This is a genomic window from Rhizobium sp. FKY42 (assembly GCF_005222835.1).
In the GTDB taxonomy this organism is placed as follows: Bacteria; Pseudomonadota; Alphaproteobacteria; order Rhizobiales; family Rhizobiaceae; genus Neorhizobium.
In genome coordinates this window covers 1-16,682 of record NZ_STGA01000029.1, presented here as the reverse complement: position 1 = coordinate 16,682, position 16,682 = coordinate 1, and the positions used below count along the sequence as shown (strand labels likewise).

Annotated in this window: 11 protein-coding genes, 3 tRNA genes and 1 pseudogene; 12 read left to right on the top strand and 3 right to left on the bottom strand. The window is 55.5% G+C overall.

What is annotated here, in order from left to right:
- Positions 1-89: 89 nt before the first annotated feature.
- The gene (locus E8M78_RS10875) at positions 90-3,020 is read right to left on the bottom strand and encodes a ribonuclease E/G (protein ID WP_137135082.1); all 2,931 of its coding nucleotides are present in this window, start codon (positions 3,018-3,020) and stop codon (positions 90-92) included.
- 637 nt (positions 3,021-3,657) lie between these two features.
- Here E8M78_RS10875 and E8M78_RS10870 point away from each other — a divergent pair.
- The 3 genes from E8M78_RS10870 to prfB all read left to right on the top strand — a co-directional run bounded on the left by E8M78_RS10870 (position 3,658) and on the right by prfB (position 8,858).
- A complete protein-coding gene (locus tag E8M78_RS10870) occupies positions 3,658-4,899 on the top strand; it encodes an N-acetylmuramoyl-L-alanine amidase (RefSeq protein ID WP_137135877.1) in 1,242 nt (413 codons plus the stop codon).
- 256 nt (positions 4,900-5,155) lie between these two features.
- Entirely contained in the window at positions 5,156-7,609 is a 2,454-nt protein-coding gene (locus E8M78_RS10865; protein ID WP_137135081.1) for a penicillin-binding protein 1A, read from the top strand.
- Positions 7,610-7,726: 117 nt separating this feature from the next.
- Positions 7,727-8,858, top strand: a protein-coding gene (prfB, locus tag E8M78_RS10860) for a peptide chain release factor 2 (RefSeq protein ID WP_137135080.1) whose coding sequence is annotated in 2 segments (ribosomal slippage) — positions 7,727-7,795 and positions 7,797-8,858 — 1,131 coding nt in all. Because the reading frame shifts where the segments join, the coding sequence is not laid out codon by codon here.
- Positions 8,859-8,935: 77 nt separating this feature from the next.
- On the opposite strand, the gene E8M78_RS10855 is transcribed toward prfB, so the two are convergent.
- Positions 8,936-9,709 carry an NAD kinase gene (locus tag E8M78_RS10855; protein WP_137135079.1) on the bottom strand — a complete coding sequence of 258 codons (774 nt, stop codon included), beginning with the start codon at positions 9,707-9,709 and terminating at the stop codon, positions 8,936-8,938.
- Positions 9,710-9,873: 164 nt separating this feature from the next.
- Between E8M78_RS10855 and E8M78_RS10850 the strand changes: the two genes are divergently transcribed.
- From E8M78_RS10850 to E8M78_RS10825, 6 genes are all read left to right on the top strand, one after another.
- Positions 9,874-9,949, top strand: a tRNA-Thr gene (locus tag E8M78_RS10850).
- A gap of 323 nt (positions 9,950-10,272) precedes the next feature.
- Positions 10,273-10,734 (top strand): chemotaxis protein CheW, encoded by a 462-nt coding sequence (locus E8M78_RS10845; protein WP_137135078.1) that lies wholly within the window; start codon positions 10,273-10,275, stop codon positions 10,732-10,734.
- A gap of 45 nt (positions 10,735-10,779) precedes the next feature.
- Positions 10,780-11,274 carry a molybdopterin-dependent oxidoreductase gene (locus tag E8M78_RS10840; RefSeq protein WP_137135077.1) on the top strand — a complete coding sequence of 165 codons (495 nt, stop codon included), beginning with the start codon at positions 10,780-10,782 and terminating at the stop codon, positions 11,272-11,274.
- Entirely contained in the window at positions 11,271-13,496 is a 2,226-nt protein-coding gene (locus E8M78_RS10835; protein WP_137135076.1) for an ATP-binding protein, read from the top strand. The genes E8M78_RS10840 and E8M78_RS10835 overlap by 4 nt, the downstream gene beginning before the upstream one ends.
- 10 nt (positions 13,497-13,506) lie before the next feature.
- Complete coding sequence (locus E8M78_RS10830) at positions 13,507-14,565, top strand: HD domain-containing phosphohydrolase (protein ID WP_137135075.1); 1,059 nt, start codon at positions 13,507-13,509, stop codon at positions 14,563-14,565.
- A gap of 214 nt (positions 14,566-14,779) precedes the next feature.
- Positions 14,780-15,178, top strand: coding sequence for a response regulator (locus E8M78_RS10825; RefSeq protein WP_137135074.1), 399 nt, complete (start codon positions 14,780-14,782; stop codon positions 15,176-15,178).
- A 12-nt stretch (positions 15,179-15,190) separates the two neighbouring features.
- Here E8M78_RS10825 and E8M78_RS10820 read toward each other — a convergent pair whose 3' ends face one another.
- Positions 15,191-16,069, bottom strand: coding sequence for an RNA methyltransferase (locus E8M78_RS10820; RefSeq protein ID WP_137135073.1), 879 nt, complete (start codon positions 16,067-16,069; stop codon positions 15,191-15,193).
- A 193-nt stretch (positions 16,070-16,262) separates the two neighbouring features.
- Between E8M78_RS10820 and E8M78_RS10815 the strand changes: the two genes are divergently transcribed.
- From E8M78_RS10815 to E8M78_RS10805, 3 genes and pseudogenes are all read left to right on the top strand, one after another.
- Positions 16,263-16,347, top strand: a tRNA-Tyr gene (locus E8M78_RS10815).
- 27 nt (positions 16,348-16,374) lie between these two features.
- A tRNA-Gly gene (locus E8M78_RS10810) sits at positions 16,375-16,448 on the top strand.
- 165 nt (positions 16,449-16,613) lie between these two features.
- Positions 16,614-16,682, top strand: a pseudogene (locus E8M78_RS10805) (elongation factor Tu); the annotation flags it as partial.

Genomic DNA, 16,682 nt, shown 5'->3' with positions numbered 1-16,682 from the left:
GCAGCACTTCGCGCACGTTTCATAATCTCACCGACGAAAAGCAAAACGGCCGCAACATGTGCGACCGCTTTACAAGTCTCATATGGATATCAAAGGAAGCCGCGCTTCTGCCACCAGCCAGCACGCTTCGGCTTCGTCGGCTCGCCATCTGGCTCACTGTCGGATGGAGCGCTGGATGTCACAACCGGTTCCGACGAAGCGATGTTGGAAGCACGGTTTGCCCGAATTGCTTTTTCGGCCGCACTTTCTTCCGATGACGAAGCCGCGTCTACAGCGACTTCGACCGCTGGTTCCGTCTTCGCTGCTTCTGGTTCCACCACTTCAGCCTGGATTGAGCTCGTTGCGGGCTGTTCCGTCACTGCGGCAGTATCGGCAAGCGCTTCGATCTCCGATTTGCTGGATGCCTTGGATCGACGCGTGCGACGCGGCTTGACCGGAGCTTCTTCCGTTTTTGCGGCTTCGTTTGCTTCTGCTGCTACTGCCTCTTCAGCATCGACCTGCAGTTCCTGCGTCGAGCCGCCGTCAGAGAAGCCGGATACAGGGCTCAGATCATTGTCGTCTGTGCTCTCGTCGGTAAGGCTATTGGCGTCCGCATCATCCTCGCCGGAGTTTGGCTGCGCGCCATCCTCTTCGCCCTGACGATTGCGGCGACCGCCACGCTTGCCGCGACGACGACGCTTGCGCTTATTGCCTTCATCGGTTTCCGACTGGGCCTGATCCATCTGGCTTTCCGCAGAATCATCGTCTTCATCATCATCACCGTCTTCGTCGGCACCGGATGCGTCACCCGAAGCTTGCTGAGATGGATCGTTGCGCTCGCCATTGCGATTGCGACGGCGGCGGCGACGCTTGCGCTTGCGATTGCCCTGCTCATCTTCAGAACGTACAGCCTGCGCAGAGATTGCCGCAGCTGCTGGCGCCTCATCTTCGTCCTCGTCATCGGCTTCGATGATGACATCGTCTTCGTCGTCCTCAGTGGGGAGGGCCGCAAACTGAACGAGGCTTTCGATCTTCACAGGGTTGGCAACGGGCTCACCGCGGTCGATTGCGAAGTGGCTTGCGCCGACCGCGCCATCTGCTTCAATGAAGATAGAGACGCCGAAGCGGTTTTCATAATCAACCACGTTGCCGCGCTTGTGATTGAGCAGATAAAGCGCAATCTCGGGCGTCGTTCGCACCGTAATATCGTGCGTGGTATTCTTGAGCAGGTATTCTTCAACACCGCGCAGCACATGCAGGGCGATCGAAGACTGCGAACGAACGTGACCTGTTCCGCCACAGTGCGAGCAGACCTGCGTTGTGGATTCGAGCACGCTGGCACGAATACGCTGACGCGACATTTCGAGAAGGCCGAAATGCGAGATTCGACCTACCTGGATGCGCGCCCGATCATTCTTCAGGCAATCCTTCAGTTTCTTCTCGACCGAGCGGTTGTTCCGCTTCTCTTCCATATCGATGAAATCGATAACGATCAGGCCTGCGAGGTCGCGGAGCCTCAACTGGCGAGCAACTTCTTCTGCTGCTTCCAGATTGGTTTGCAGTGCCGTCTCTTCGATCGAATGCTCGCGCGTCGAACGCCCGGAGTTGACGTCAATAGCGACCAGCGCTTCCGTCTGGTTGATGATAAGATAGCCGCCGGACTTCAGCGTAACCTGCGGCTGCAGCATACGGTCGAGCTGTGCCTCGATACCGGAGCGCGAGAAAATCGGATGCAGATCTCGATAGGGCTGAACCACCTTGGCATGGCTCGGCATCAGCATCTTCATGAAGTCTTTCGCTTCGCGATAGCCTTCCTCACCTGCAACGATGACCTCGGATATGTCCTTGTTGTAAAGATCGCGGATGGAGCGCTTGATCAGCGATCCTTCCTCGTAAACCAGACAGGGAGCGATCGAGTTCAATGTCAGCGTTCTGACATTCTCCCACAGACGCATCAGGTATTCGAAGTCACGCTTGATCTCGACACGGGTCCGGTTCGCACCGGCTGTACGCAGAATCACGCCCATGCCCTGCGGCACGTCCAGCTCGCGCGCAATCTCCTTGAGGCGCTTGCGGTCGGTCGGATTTGTGATCTTGCGCGAAATACCGCCACCGCGTGCGGTGTTCGGCATAAGAACCGAATACCGACCTGCAAGAGAAAGATAGGTCGTCAGAGCAGCGCCCTTGTTGCCACGCTCCTCCTTCGCAACCTGAACCAGCAGGATCTGGCGGCGCTTGATGACTTCCTGGATGCGGTATTGCTTGCGCGGCTTGCGGTATACGCGATCCGGCACCTCTTCCATGGCATCTTCCGCGCCAACGGACTCGATGACTTCCTTTTCCTGATCGTCGTCATCGTCATCATCGTCGTCATTGGAACGGCGATCGACGACATCTTCAGACACGGAGTCGGTATCGACCATCGCCGCCATCTCGTCGGGCGTGCTGTCGTCGTTTGCGTCCGGCGTTTCTGAAGCTACGGCCGTCTCACCTGCTGCGGCCTCAACCGGCTTTTTGCGGGCACGGCTACGGCGCGGCTTGGCTTTTGGCTTCTCTTCCGCAATCGTCCCAGCAGCTACCTCTTCAGCAGAGCTGTCAGCATTGGTAGAAGCTTCTGTCGCAGCGAGCGGCTCGCTTACGCTGTCATCAGCGCCAAGAGCGGCTTCTACCTGATTGATAATTCCCACATCAGGTTGATCCGCCTTCGCAAGATCAATACCGGACTCCATGTCATGATCGTGATGGCGGGGATTATCTTCCATTTCCGCCTGAAGCAGTGCCTGGCGGTCAGCAAGCGGAATTTGATAATAGTCCGGGTGGATTTCCGCGAAAGCAAGGAAGCCATGGCGATTGCCACCATAGTCAATGAATGCGGCCTGGAGGGAAGGCTCAACGCGAGTAACCTTCGCTAGATAAATGTTGCCGCGTATCTGCTTCTTGTGCTGCGACTCGAAATCGAACTCTTCAATCCGGTTTCCCCGGACGACTACGACGCGTGTCTCCTCCGCATGGGAGGCGTCGATAAGCATTTTGTCTGCCATTGAACATGTGCTCCTCGGCGCAGCCGCGCGTGCTTGAAGAGGCCTGCCCTCATGTCAGTACCTCCCTGCATCGCGAGTTTTGCGCCGGATAATGATTTCCCGCTGATACGCTTTCGAGCGGCATCGCCACGACAAGCGTCAGAACCTTCGTTCTTTTCAGCCTGCCTGGAGTATGCAAATCGTGCCGCAACATTAAAGACCAGTCGAGAATGACGTTATACAAGATTCCTTTCGGAACCCGATGAATTTGCTCCCGATGAGCAGGATGGCGAGCCATCCGGTATTCGTCCGGCCATGCCGGAGTTGATGGTGTTTCAGGCTAAGTGTAGAGACGGCGGATGTCTTTGCTCCACGGCGCCAGAACATGACAGCTGGCTGCCTGCAACAGACTATCCCGTCGACACTTAAACCCTCACAAGCCTTGTATGTTTTATCTGTCACAATAGCAAGGGCAAAGCCGATCCTGCCTTATTATGGATCAAATTGACGGACTAAAGCGCAGTGGCGCCGTTTCGCTTTGGCATTGAGCGCCTTTGCCGGGGAAATTGAACAGCGGTGATTGCGTGTTGTACATTAAGAATCAGATACAGGGAGGGAAAGCGCATTGAGGCCGGTTTGGAGAAGCTCCGTGAAATCAATGTGCCGACGGGCAGTCGGTGCCGGGAGCGTCTTCACTCTTTTATCGCGTTTGCTTTTCGCGCTGTTTCTGCTCTGCCCCGTTTCGGTCCCAGCAACCGAAAAAGCCGATGAACCGCTGCTGGCATTCTCGGCGCGCATTGTCGGCGATGATGCGCGATCTCGGGTAGTTGTCGATTTCGACGACAAGCCGGAATTCTCAGTTCATTATGTTGCCTCGCCAGAACGTATCGTCATTGACTTGCCTGCGACCGCATTCGGGTTTCCTGCTGAAGATCTTTCCGCGCGCGGACTGTTCAAGGACATCCGTTACGGAACCATGGGCGAGGGCAGCGCGCGTATCGTCTTGACCGCACAACGACCTGTAAAACTGGTTGCCGCCGAGGTGCAAAAAAACGAGGATCGCGGTTTCAGGCTGGTGCTCGACGCTGAGATCACAACCAGGGAGAAATTCGCAGAATTGGTCAGGACCCAGAACTGGAAGAATGCCGAAGTAAAGCAGTCGGCAACTATTGGGGGACTGCCGGATGGTACGACTGCGAAGGATGGTGTCTTCACCATCGCCATAGACGCCGGTCATGGCGGCATCGACGCAGGAGCTTCCGGCGCCGTGACGAAAACGCCGGAGAAGGACATAACGCTCGCCTTTGCAAAGATCTTGGTCGAAAAGCTGAATACGCAATCCGGCATTCAAGCATTTCTGACCCGTAGCAATGATAGTTTTCTGTCGCTTTCAGAGCGGGTAGTTCTTGCGAGGCAGGGCAAGGCAGATCTCTTCATCTCCCTTCATGCCGATACGCTGGGCCAGAAGAACATTCGCGGCTCGACCGTTTACACGCTGTCCGATACGGCATCGGACAAGATGGCTGCAGCGCTTGCCGCGCGTGAAAATCTTTCGGATCAACTCGCCGGTTACTCGATTGAGGTACCACAGCCTGAAATCGCCGACATTTTACTGGATTTGACCCGCCGGGAAACGCAGGCGTTTTCCATTTCCCTGGCAAACAGGGTGGTAAAATCCTTCGAGGGTCAGATCGGTCTGATCAATAATCCTCACCGCTTTGCAGGTTTTCAGGTGCTGCGGGCACCAGACATTCCATCGATCCTGCTTGAGCTTGGCTTTTTGTCCAACGAGGGAGATGAAAAACTGCTGTTGAGTGAAGAGTGGCGGGATAAAGTGACCAGCCTTCTTGTTGATGCGGTCCTCAAATACCGGGGCGAGACTGTTGCAGGCGGCGGCTGATTGCATTGTTGCCTGAGTGCAACATGCTCTCATTGGGTTGCCGTTTCGGTCAAAGTATCGCGGTGAAGACGGGCAGGTCTCCGCAAGAGCCCTATTTTACTCACATTCCCGGCGTTACAGAGTGATGCTTGGAATGGGTGACCAAACATGGTTTTTGACTGCCGACGCTTGCAGTCGGTGCAGGCCTTGTGCGAAACGCGTGGAAACATGAGAGTCGGCCTGGACTGTGCCGAACGACCGAAGCGGTAGCTAGCGAATGATCAGATTACTTGGATATTTTTTCGGCCTGGCGTGCATCGCGTTCTTTGCGTTTGCTGCTGTCGCCGCCGTCTACCTGATGGGCGTATCCAAGGACCTTCCGAATTACGAGGTACTAGCCTCCTACGAGCCACCGGTCGCAACGCGCGTTCACGCAGGCAATGGAGCGCTGATGGCCGAGTATGCGCGAGAGAAGCGCCTCTTTCTGCCGATTCAGGCCATCCCGGATCGTGTCAAGGCAGCATTTATCGCCGCAGAAGACCAGAACTTCTACAAGCATCCCGGTGTTGACCCATGGGGTCTCGCACGTGCTGTCGTGAACAATATTCAGAATATCGGATCCGGTCGGCGACCCGAAGGCGCATCGACGATCACCCAGCAGGTTGCCAAAAACTTTTTGCTCTCAGCGGATCAAACGATTGATCGCAAGGTCAAGGAAGCCATCCTCTCCTTCCGCATTGAGCAGACCTACTCGAAGGACAAGATTCTCGAGCTCTATCTCAACGAGATTTTCTTCGGCTTCAATTCCTACGGCATCGCAGGCGCGGCACTGACCTACTTCAATAAATCCGTGACAGAGTTGACGATCGCAGAGGCGGCCTATCTGGGCGGCCTGCCGAAAGGTCCGGCGAACTATAATCCGTTCCGTCATGAAGAAGCGGCCGTGACCCGGCGTAACTACGTGATCAGCCGCATGGCGGAAGACGGCTACATAACAGCCAGTGACGCCGAGCAGGCCAAGAAGCAGCCGCTCGGAGTGAACATGAACCGTGGTGGCGCGACGCTGGCTGCGTCCGAATACTTCTCGGAAGAAGTACGTCGCCAGATTATCGAAAAATACGGCGACAAGGCTCTTTATGAAGGCGGCCTTTCTGTTCGTACGTCGCTGGATCCGCAGTTGCAGATCATGGCCAGGGCTTCCCTGCAAAAAGGATTGGTCGATTACGACGAGCGCCGGGGTTATCGCGGTGCAATTGCCAAGATCGGCGTATCCGGCGACTGGGGCCCTGAACTTGCCAAGGTTCCGGCTCTGCGTGATGTTCCGGAGTGGAAGCTGGCCGTCGTCACTGCGGTGTCGGACAAGCAGGTCGATATCGGTCTTCAACCTGACCTGGTAGCCGGTAAAGTTGTCGAGGAACGCAAAAAGGGAACGATTCCTGCCGATCAGATGAAATGGGCCTTCCGCGATGCGAAGGGCGTCAAGAAAACGGCCAAGTCTCCCGTTGGTGTGGTCGAACCAGGCGATGTCGTTTACGTCGAGCCGATCGAAAATAAGCCTGGCATTTTCGCGTTGAGACAACCGCCGAAAGTTCAGGGCGGTATGGTGGTGATGGATCCGCATACAGGTCGCGTATTGGCCATGGTGGGCGGATTCTCTTACGGTCAGTCTGAGTTCAACCGCGCGACACAGGCAATGCGCCAGCCCGGTTCGTCATTCAAGCCGTTTGTCTATGCTGCCGCGCTGGACAATGGTTACACTCCGTCTTCCGTTATTCTCGACGCTCCGATTGAAGTCACGTCTGGTGGGCAGGTCTGGAGTCCGGATAACTACGGTGGCGAATCCGGTGGCCCGTCGACGCTTCGAGTCGGAATCGAGAAATCGCGTAACCAGATGACTGTGCGTCTCGCGCAGGACATGGGCATGGATCTTGTTGCGGAATATGCGCAGCGTTTCGGCATCTACGACAAGATGGCGCCGCTTCTGTCCATGTCGCTTGGTTCCGGTGAAACCACCGTTCTGCGTATGGTCTCTGCCTATTCGGTCATCGCGAACGGTGGCAAGCAGATTAAGCCCACCCTGGTTGACCGCATCCAGGATCGTTACGGCAAGACCATTTTCCGCCATGAAGAGCGAACCTGTCAGGGATGTAATTTCAATAGTTGGGCAAACCAGCCCGAGCCAACGCTGATCGATAACCGCGAGCAGGTTCTTGACCCGATGACGGCTTATCAAATCACATCGATGATGGAAGGTGTTGTCCAGCGTGGCACCGCCGCAGGCAAGATCCCGGTGAAGGATCGTCCGGTCGCTGGAAAAACCGGCACAACCAACGATGAAAAGGATGCCTGGTTCGTGGGCTTTACGCCGAATCTCGTCGCCGGCCTCTACATCGGCTTCGATACACCGACGCCGCTCGGTCGTGGCGGCACTGGCGGCAGCCTCTCGGCACCGATTTTCGGTGAATTCCTCGCTCAGGCTGCCAAAGTCACCCCGGCGACGAAATTCCAGGTTCCTGCTGGAATGCAGTTCATTGCCGTCAATAGAAAGACGGGCATGTTTGCGCTTGAGGGTGAGCCGGATACGATCGTTGAAGCGTTCAAGCCGGGAACCGGACCAGCAGACACGTTGACGATCATCGGCGCGAATGCGCAATTGCCGCCTGAGGAAATCCTCAAGACATCGCCGCAGGCACAGCAGGCTGTGACTTCCGGTTCCGGTGGCCTGTTCTGATCCAGCAGAACGCTCAGATCCCGCGCCGACAGGATGGCAAGCTCATTGTGATGCTTTACAGATCTCGTCGGTCGAACTATTCAACCGTCAAATCCCGAAAGGACGAGAAGGCAGAGAATGCGCAACGAGACTTTGAATGTTATCGACGAAATCAAGCAGGCCATAAGCCTGCTGAGGAGGCATCTTTGACTGGGATCAGGCGGTAAGACGACTGGACTGGTTGAACAACAAGGCGGAAGATCCAACACTCTGGAACGACGCAAGTGAAGCGCAGAAGCTCATGCGCGAACGCCAGCAGCTGGACGACAGCATCAGCGGCGTGAAGTCTCTGGAGCAGCAGCTTCGGGACAATATCGAGTTTATCCAGCTTGGCGAAGAAGAAGGCGACGAAACCGTCGTCCGCGACGCGGAAAATGCGTTGAAGGCTCTTCGGGCTGAAGCAACCCGCCGGCAGGTCGAAGCCATGCTCTCGGGCGAGGCGGACGGCAACGATACCTATGTTGAAGTTCACTCCGGCGCTGGTGGTACCGAATCGCAGGATTGGGCCAACATGCTCTTGCGCATGTATACCCGTTGGGCGGAACGCTCGGGCTTCAAGGTGGAACTGCTGGAAGTCCACGACGGAGAAGAAGCGGGAATTAAGTCTGCCACGATCCTGGTCAAGGGCCATAACGCCTATGGCTGGCTTAAGACCGAATCGGGCGTTCACCGGCTAGTGCGTATTTCGCCCTATGACAGCAACGCACGTCGCCACACGTCATTCTCATCGATTTGGGTCTATCCTGTGGTTGACGATTCGATCCAGATCGAGGTGAACGAAAGCGATTGCCGGATCGATACCTATCGCTCATCCGGTGCGGGTGGACAGCACGTCAACACGACGGATTCCGCTGTTCGAATCACACATATTCCAAGTGGTATCGTGGTCGCTTGCCAGCAGGAGCGTTCGCAACACAAGAACCGCGCCAAGGCGTGGGACATGTTGCGCGCACGTCTCTATGAGGTTGAATTGAAGAAGCGGGAAGAGGCGGCAAACGCCGAAGCCGCATCCAAGACCGATATCGGATGGGGGCATCAGATCCGCTCTTATGTTCTGCAGCCCTATCAGTTGGTGAAGGATCTTCGTACTGGCGTGGAAAGCACGGCACCGGGCGATGTTCTGGATGGTGAACTGAATGAGTTCATGGAGGCGGCCCTCGCACACCGGATCAATGGTGGTGCCGGGGCAGACGTGGCCGACATCGATTGAGCTGCTCGATCTTTCAGCCGTGATTACAAAGGGCTGCGTGCATGTTGCGCGGCCCTTTTTGTATCTTGCAGGAATAATCAGTCTGAGAACTGCTCCGCCAGGATTCGCTCAGACCATGAATGATCGGGATCGGACAGGATCCTCGCAGTCCGATCGCTGGACTGTGAAATGATAACTTTGAGTACGCTCTTGACCTCAGTGTTATCTGCGACAGCATTCACCGGACGTTTGTCTGCTTCCAGAATATCGAGCTCAACGCAGACCTTGTTCGGCAAAAGCGCGCCACGCCAGCGACGAGGACGGAATGCGCTTACCGGTGTCATGGCCAGCAAAGGGGCTTCCAGTGGCAGAATGGGTCCGTGAGCAGACAGATTATAGGCAGTTGAACCTGCTGGCGTTGCAATCATCAGCCCGTCACAAATCAGCTCCTCGAGGCGTGTATGCCCATCGATGGTCACGCGCACTTTTGTCGCCTGGTAAGATTGACGGAAGATGTAGACCTCATTGATGGCAAGTGCGACGGATTTGGACCCATCTGCATTGAGGGTTTTCATCTGCAAAGGATGAAGGTCGTTTTCAACTGAAGCATTGATTCGCGCGTTGAGGCCATCAATACGGTAATCGTTCATCAGGAAGCCGACGGAACCGCAATTCATGCCGTAGATTCGTTTGCCGCTATTGATGGTCTGGTGAAGGGTCTGAAGCATGAACCCATCGCCTCCCAGTGCAACAACGACATCGGCGTCGGAGATATCGTGATTCCCGTATAACGATGTCAACTCGGCAAAGGCCGCCTGCGCCTCTGGTGCTGGAGAGGCCAGAAAGCAAATTTTGTAGCTGGTAGAAGACATTGGCTCTCCTCGTTCCTGGCACTTTGGTAGCCGATATCGGTCTCCAGGTACAAGGCCGTGCTGAGGGTTGATGGTTCTCCCTCTCTTTTATCTCCTCTTCTTCTCGAAAAATGCATTTTGGGGTTTACACAGCGGCCAGATATGCTAGTTGGACACCCGCAAGTGCCCTTGTAGCTCAGTTGGTAGAGCACCTGATTTGTAATCAGGGGGTCGCGGGTTCGAACCCTGCCGGGGGCACCATTCTCTCCTCATGGTCGTCATTCAGTCGCAGCTTACAGGCTGCCGTTGCTTGAAAAAGCGAGAATTCAATCAAATTGAAGCAATTATTTCAGCGTCGATTAGACTCTTTCTACTAGGTTGAGAGCGTCGGGCGATGCGGTCGCATCACCACCGAAATGAATGCGGACCCGACCGAATCGATGCTGAGACGCAGTTAAGCCATCTTCAGCGCGGACATCCTCACGATTCTCAGCTGTCAGCCATGCAGGCTATTGTGCTTGCGTGAACGGCATCCCTCGTCGGTTCGGAACCATTGCCCGAAACTGCCAGATGAGGATCGAACCATGACGGCCGCAACCAAGAACGACGCTCTGGAAATCATCGCCTTTCGTTTGGGCGAACAGAACTTTTGCATCCGCACCACCGGCGTGCGTGAGATCCGCGGTTGGGGGCCGTCAATGCCTATCCCGAACGCTCCTGAATTCGTGCTTGGTGTCATCAATTTGCGCGGTAATGTGATTCCCACCATTGATCTGGCGCGCCGACTTGGCATGACGCCAGCGGAACGCACGGAACGCAGCGCCATCGTCGTGGCTGAGGCTGGTCCAACGATTGTCGGCCTGGTCGTCGATCACGTGACAGACATGTTGACCGTGTCAGCTAATCAGCTGCAGCCGGTCCCCGTCGTCCTGACCAGTTTCGATAGCCGTTACTGCGACGGGATCATCACTCACGACTCCGGAATGATCTGTTACCTCAATATCGAACGTCTGTTCGAGAACGACCAGATTCCTCAGGCGGCCTGAGTTGCTGCCTCTTTACACTCCGCAGAACGAAACGGGCCTTCAAAAATGCGATTTCTCACTCTGATCGCTTCTTCCCTGCTGTTTGCCTCCTCAGCCCTGGCGTTGGACGCGCCGAAGGGGCCTGTGATCCTGACGGTCAAGGGCACGCTTACTCATGCCAATGTCGGTGCGACGGCGCAGTTCGACCTTGAAATGCTGGAAAAACTGGATGGCCGCACGGGCAAGATGAAGACACCCTGGACGGAAGGAGAGACAAGTTTCTCGGGTCCGCTTTTGCGCGCAGTTCTGAAAGAAGCGGGAGCGACTGGCAGCAAACTCCAAGTGAAGGCATTGAACGACTATTTCGCGGAGGTGCCCGTTGAAGATGCGGAGAAGCTGGATACGATTCTGGCGACGCGACAGAATGGCAAGGTCATGTCGGTCCGGGAAAAGGGGCCACTTTTTTTGATCTATCCTTTCGATAAAGATCCTGCACTTTACAACGAAAAATACTTTTCTCGGTCTGTCTGGCAGATCAAGGAGATTGAGGTAAAGCCGTGACACCAGCAATGCCGTTTGGTGGCGAGGTCATTCGCCGCGCCAGCCGGACGACGGCGGCGCTGCAGATATTCGCGGTGATCCTGTTGGGGATTCTCGTCTCCATATACATCGACATTTCGAACCGACAGGGTAGTCTCAAAGACGCCGTCCGTGAAAACGCGATGTGGTCTGTCTACCAACTGGACCGCGAGGCCGACGAACTGTTCCATTCGCTCAAAGAACTGTCTTTCGAAGGTTTGGCAGCAGCCGCGACGCGCGAAAAGCTCGCCCTGCGTTTCGATATCGTCTATTCGCGCATGGACGTGTTGCGAAAGTCGAAGTTCGAGCAGGGCTTTTCGGCAGACAACCAGGTCAAGGCTAGACTGGAGCAGGTGCAGGGCATGATCATGCATCTAGATCTGGTGTTCAGTAAGTTGATGCAGATTGACCCCGGGTCTGTAAATGCGGTCGAGCTCCTGGCGCAGGCAAGTGCATTGTCGGAAGCGACGGGCGCTTTGCTCGTCTATACGAACACGCTCACGAGCGAAGAGCGCGCTCAGAACCGTTTGGAAGTGGAGGCCCTCCAGCAGAAGGCTTTCCTGATCGTTGGCCTGCTGTCTCTATCCGTTCTTCTATTGATTGTCGGCCTCAGACGCCAGTTGCGCGGTGTCCAGGCGGCAGGTGCAAGCCTGGAGGCCATGGCGCATGAGTTAACGGTGTCCTATCAGGCAGCTGAGGCGGGGAACCGCGCCAAATCACAGTTCATGGCGACTATGGGCCACGAGATTCGTACGCCTCTCAATGCCATATTGGGCATGGTGGAACTGCTGGAACTCAACAAGCTCCCTGACGATGCGCTGAGCCGTGTCAAAACAATTCGTCGCTCTGGGGAGGCTCTGCTCGATATCATCAACGAGATCCTGGACTACGCTAAAATCGAGCACGGCAAGCTCGAACTCGAAGAGCGTCCGGTGGATCTCGTCACACTAGCGGAGAATTCGGCGGAAATGATGCGCGGACGCGCGACTGAAGCGGGAACGCGGATTTCTGTCGACCTTCCCCATCGTTGGCATGCGCGGCACGTGCTTGCGGATCCCACACGCCTGCGTCAGGTGATGTTGAACCTGATGAGCAATGCAGTGAAATTTACCAGCGAAGGCACCGTAACCTTGCGGATGCGGCAGCAGGTTCGCCAGAATGCGGTTTGGTTACGTGTTGAGGTTCAGGATACAGGCATCGGTATAGGCGAAGAAGGGCGCAAAAAACTGTTTCGACCCTTCTCACAGGTCGACGCCAGCATCAGCCGCCGCTACGGCGGTACCGGCCTGGGGCTGACCATCTGCAAGGAGATCATCGACCGCTTCGGTGGCCGGATCGGCGTGGATAGTGCCCCCGGTTTCGGCAGCACCTTCTGGTTCGAGGTCCCTGTGCAGGCAACAGAGGCTCCGGCGACAGAACAGGATGTCGAAACGCCCAAGGGATTCACCAGGATTGCACCTCTGAGGATCCTTCTGGCTGAAGACAACAAAATCAATCAGCAGGTTATCCTCGGCTATCTCAGTCACCTCGGGCAGACAGCAGCCGTCGCCGAAAATGGTCAAGTCGCACTGGAGTTGGCATCCAGACAGGATTTCGACCTTGTTCTGATGGATATGCAAATGCCGATCATGGATGGGATTGAAGCGACGCGTCGTCTTCGTGAGCCCGAGAGCCGGAACAGGAATGTGCCCATTGTAGCGCTGACAGCGAATGCTTCGGAAGAAGATCGTCGCCTATGCAGTGATGCCGGTATGACTGGCTTCCAGGCAAAGCCCATTAGCCTCGCTGCTCTGAGTGCCGTGTTGCAGGGTGTAACTCCTATGTCATCGATTGAGCCTGAACGCCCTGTCGTCGATACGACTTCGGTCGACCATTCGCAGGAACCGAGAAGCGGTATCGCTGCTGTGGCCGACCGACGCAAGGAGATTGAGGAGATCCTGGGAGCCGATGCCTTCGAGGAACTCATGGCAGCATTTTTTGATGACGCAGTCGATCTTCTGAATTCACTGAATGTCTCAATGCAGGACGGACGTAAGGAAAATTTTGACACGCTTCTGCATAATCTAAAGGGAGCTGCAGCCAATATCGGTCTGGAGGAGATCGCCATGCAGGCGCAAACTCTTCGTAAGAGGGAACTCACACTGGCCGACATTGATGAGCTTTCGCAACAAATTCGTGCCGCGCAGACTGCGCTGGCCGCCTGAGGAGAAAGACATGAACATTCTGGTGGTCGACGACAACAAGACCAATCTGGTTCTGCTGAAGAAACTTGTTGCGACCGTGGATGGATGCAAGGCAATTGGCTTCTCCAGTCCCGAAGAAGCGCTGCATGCAATGCCGGATCTGGATTTCGATATCGGTGTGATCGATTTCCAGATGCCTGTCTATAATGGCGTCGATCTCCTCGTCGAGATTCGCCGTTTCGATAAATATCGCGATAAGCCATTCGTGGTGGTGACAGCCGATGGCGATACCGCTACCCGAATGACGGCGTTGAATGCCGGCGCAATTGATTTTATGACGAAGCCGATCAACCCCCTCGAATTTCAGGCGCGCATCCGCAACCTCGCGGCATTGACCACAGCCCGAAATCAATTGGCGGAGCGAGCGGAATGGCTGCGCACTGAAGTTGAAAAAGTCGTCAACGAACTGCGCGAGCGTGAGCAGGAAATAATTTACCGACTGACCTTGGCTGCTAGCTATAAAGATCCGGAAACGGCCATGCATACTCTGCGTGTGGGGGCGTATTCGGAAGCAATCGCCAAGGCCTATGGTCTACCAGATGAAATCTGCGCAGATATTCGCATGGCTGCCCCGATGCACGACATAGGTAAGGTGGGTATTCCGGACGCTGTACTTCTGAAACGCGGGATTTATACCGATGTCGAGCGGGAACAGATGCAGTGTCATACATCGATTGGTTCGCGAATTCTCGGTCATTCTCGTTCCAGCCTGCTTCAACTCGCTGCAGAGATTGCCGGTGCTCATCACGAGAGGTGGGACGGTCAAGGCTATCCGCATCGGCTTTCCGGAGCCGAGATCCCTCTGGCAGGCCGAATCGTTGCAATCGCCGATAGCTTTGACGCCCTCACGACGGCTCGCCCATATAAGGAAGCATGGACCATGGATAAGACGATCCAGCACATTCGCGATAGAGCCGGCAGTCAGTTTGATCCGCAATGTGTTCAGGCGTTCATTAGCGCATTGCCAGATATCAGGAGAATCATGAACGCTCCGCATGAAAGAACCGAAGAGCCGGGAGCTGCCGCCTGAACATCTGGTTGTCTCAGTCAGAGGGATAAAACTGAAAACTGGTGTCTGCGTTGCAAGGCGCGTGGTTGATCCCTGGAGACGGTCGCGCGCCGAATGATTGAGCAGAAACATCCCGATCGTCGTCAGTGATCGTGGCCGTCACGATAGCACAAAAAGTAAGGGAACCTTTCCAGTGCTTGTGGGTTATCAATGTTCGGATTGCGGGCCGAATTAAATGACCTATAAAATTTTGATTGTCGAAGATCAGTTGTTGATCGCACTCCATATCGAGGATGCGGTGATCGCGCTCGGCCACGATGTGGTGGGCATAGCAGCGAATTCGCAGGACGCGATGAAGTACGCTCAGGATTGCGAAATCGCGCTCGTTGATGTGCAGTTGCAGGACGGAATAACCGGCCCGACTATCGGTGCCGCACTTGCGCAATCTGGCGCGACAGTACTCTTCATGACGGCTAATCCGGACCTGCTGGGCGAGGGCGTGCCGGGAACACTAGGCGTCATTTCAAAGCCGATCTTCGATCTGGAGCTGGTCGGTGCCATCCAATTCGCAGCGGATCTCAGGTCGGGAGGCGACGCGCTCGCGCCAGAACGCTTCAAGCGTTTCGAGAACTGATATTACTGAGGCTTACTTGCGCTTGAGGAACTGTCCTGTTGCATAAAGTGCGATAGCGGCGGCGTTCGATACATTGAGTGACTTGATGGCGCCAGGCATATCGAGACGGGCGAGGGAGGTCACGGTTTCCCGGGTTTTCTGGCGCAACCCTTTCCCTTCGGAACCAAGCACGAGGGCAATCTTGTCTCCAGTGAACGTCCCCTCGATTGGTGCGGGCCCCTCGGAGTCTAGACCTATGGACTGGAAACCGAGCCGATGGAGCTCACCAAGTGCATCAGCTAGATTGGTGATTTGAATGTAGGGAATGAGTTCCAGTGCTCCAGACGCCGACTTTGCGAGGACACCCGACTCGGTCGGGCTGTGACGCTGGGTCGTGATCACCGCACCCGCGTCGAATGCGACGGCTGAACGCATGATCGCACCGACATTATGCGGATCAGTTACCTGATCGAGAACCAGAAGGAGAGGGCTGTCCTTCAGCGCTTCGAGCCTTCGAATGGGCAGCGCTCTGGTCTCAAGCATGGCGCCCTGATGGATTGCTTCAGGGCCTAGGATTCGCTCAATGTCCGACGGAACGACGAATTCCACCGGAAACGGCAGCGCTTCCGCAGGGCCGATATCGAGCCGGATGAACGCATTTTGCGTCACAAAGAGGCGCAGCAGTTTGCGGGCCGGATTTTCAATGGCTGCGCGAACGGTATGAAGCCCATATAGGTAGACCTGTTCCGCTTCGAGCTGAGGCGGAGACCAATCTCCGCCTGACTTACGCCGTTTGGCAGGCGCCGGCGTCGGAATTTCGCCACGCTCTCTCTTGGAATCGCGAACTTGCCGACGCAGATTGGCGTAGTGGCTGTCTCGGGCGGATTTATCTTTGTTTTCGTTCTTGGTCATGCCGCCTTATAGCGACTGTGCATCCAAGGGGAAAGTCCACCGTCATCCACAGGTCGAAGAGAAGTTTTGAAATTTCTCGAAATTTTCATTTGATGTCGTGTTGACAGCAGGCGAACTGGCAGTCATATACGCCGCCGTGACTGCAGCAAACGACGCGGTTCACAAGCTTGGTCTTCGGTCCAGACAGAATACTGGAGGGATGCCCGAGTGGTTAAAGGGGACGGACTGTAAATCCGTTGGCTCAGCCTACGTTGGTTCAAATCCAACTCCCTCCACCATTCTGATCTTCGACCGAACACAAGCCCGCGGGTATAGCTCAATGGTAGAGCAGCAGCCTTCCAAGCTGAATACGCGGGTTCGATTCCCGCTACCCGCTCCAAAATTCTACCAGGAAACATTCAGTTGATGGCGTCTGGCTGTTGCGCGTGGATACCTCCGGGGCCTTTGCAATAATTATCTTGCGCATTGAACTGGAAAGCCTTAAACGGCGTCACCAAATCCGCACGCGCGGATGAACCATTCTTTTTGATCACAGGAAGCATCAATGGCAAAGAGCAAGTTTGAGCGTACCAAGCCGCATGTGAACATCGGCACGATTGGCCACGTTGACCAT

Coding starts and splice junctions, on each gene's coding strand:
- E8M78_RS10845 (WP_137135078.1), top strand. CDS start 10,273: ATGACGGCCGCAACCAAGAACGACGCTCTGGAAATCATCGCCTTTCGT.
- E8M78_RS10820 (WP_137135073.1), bottom strand. CDS start 16,069: ATGACCAAGAACGAAAACAAAGATAAATCCGCCCGAGACAGCCACTAC.
- E8M78_RS10825 (WP_137135074.1), top strand. CDS start 14,780: ATGACCTATAAAATTTTGATTGTCGAAGATCAGTTGTTGATCGCACTC.
- E8M78_RS10830 (WP_137135075.1), top strand. CDS start 13,507: ATGAACATTCTGGTGGTCGACGACAACAAGACCAATCTGGTTCTGCTG.
- E8M78_RS10855 (WP_137135079.1), bottom strand. CDS start 9,709: ATGTCTTCTACCAGCTACAAAATTTGCTTTCTGGCCTCTCCAGCACCA.
- E8M78_RS10875 (WP_137135082.1), bottom strand. CDS start 3,020: ATGGCAGACAAAATGCTTATCGACGCCTCCCATGCGGAGGAGACACGC.
- E8M78_RS10865 (WP_137135081.1), top strand. CDS start 5,156: ATGATCAGATTACTTGGATATTTTTTCGGCCTGGCGTGCATCGCGTTC.
- E8M78_RS10840 (WP_137135077.1), top strand. CDS start 10,780: ATGCGATTTCTCACTCTGATCGCTTCTTCCCTGCTGTTTGCCTCCTCA.
- E8M78_RS10870 (WP_137135877.1), top strand. CDS start 3,658: ATGTGCCGACGGGCAGTCGGTGCCGGGAGCGTCTTCACTCTTTTATCG.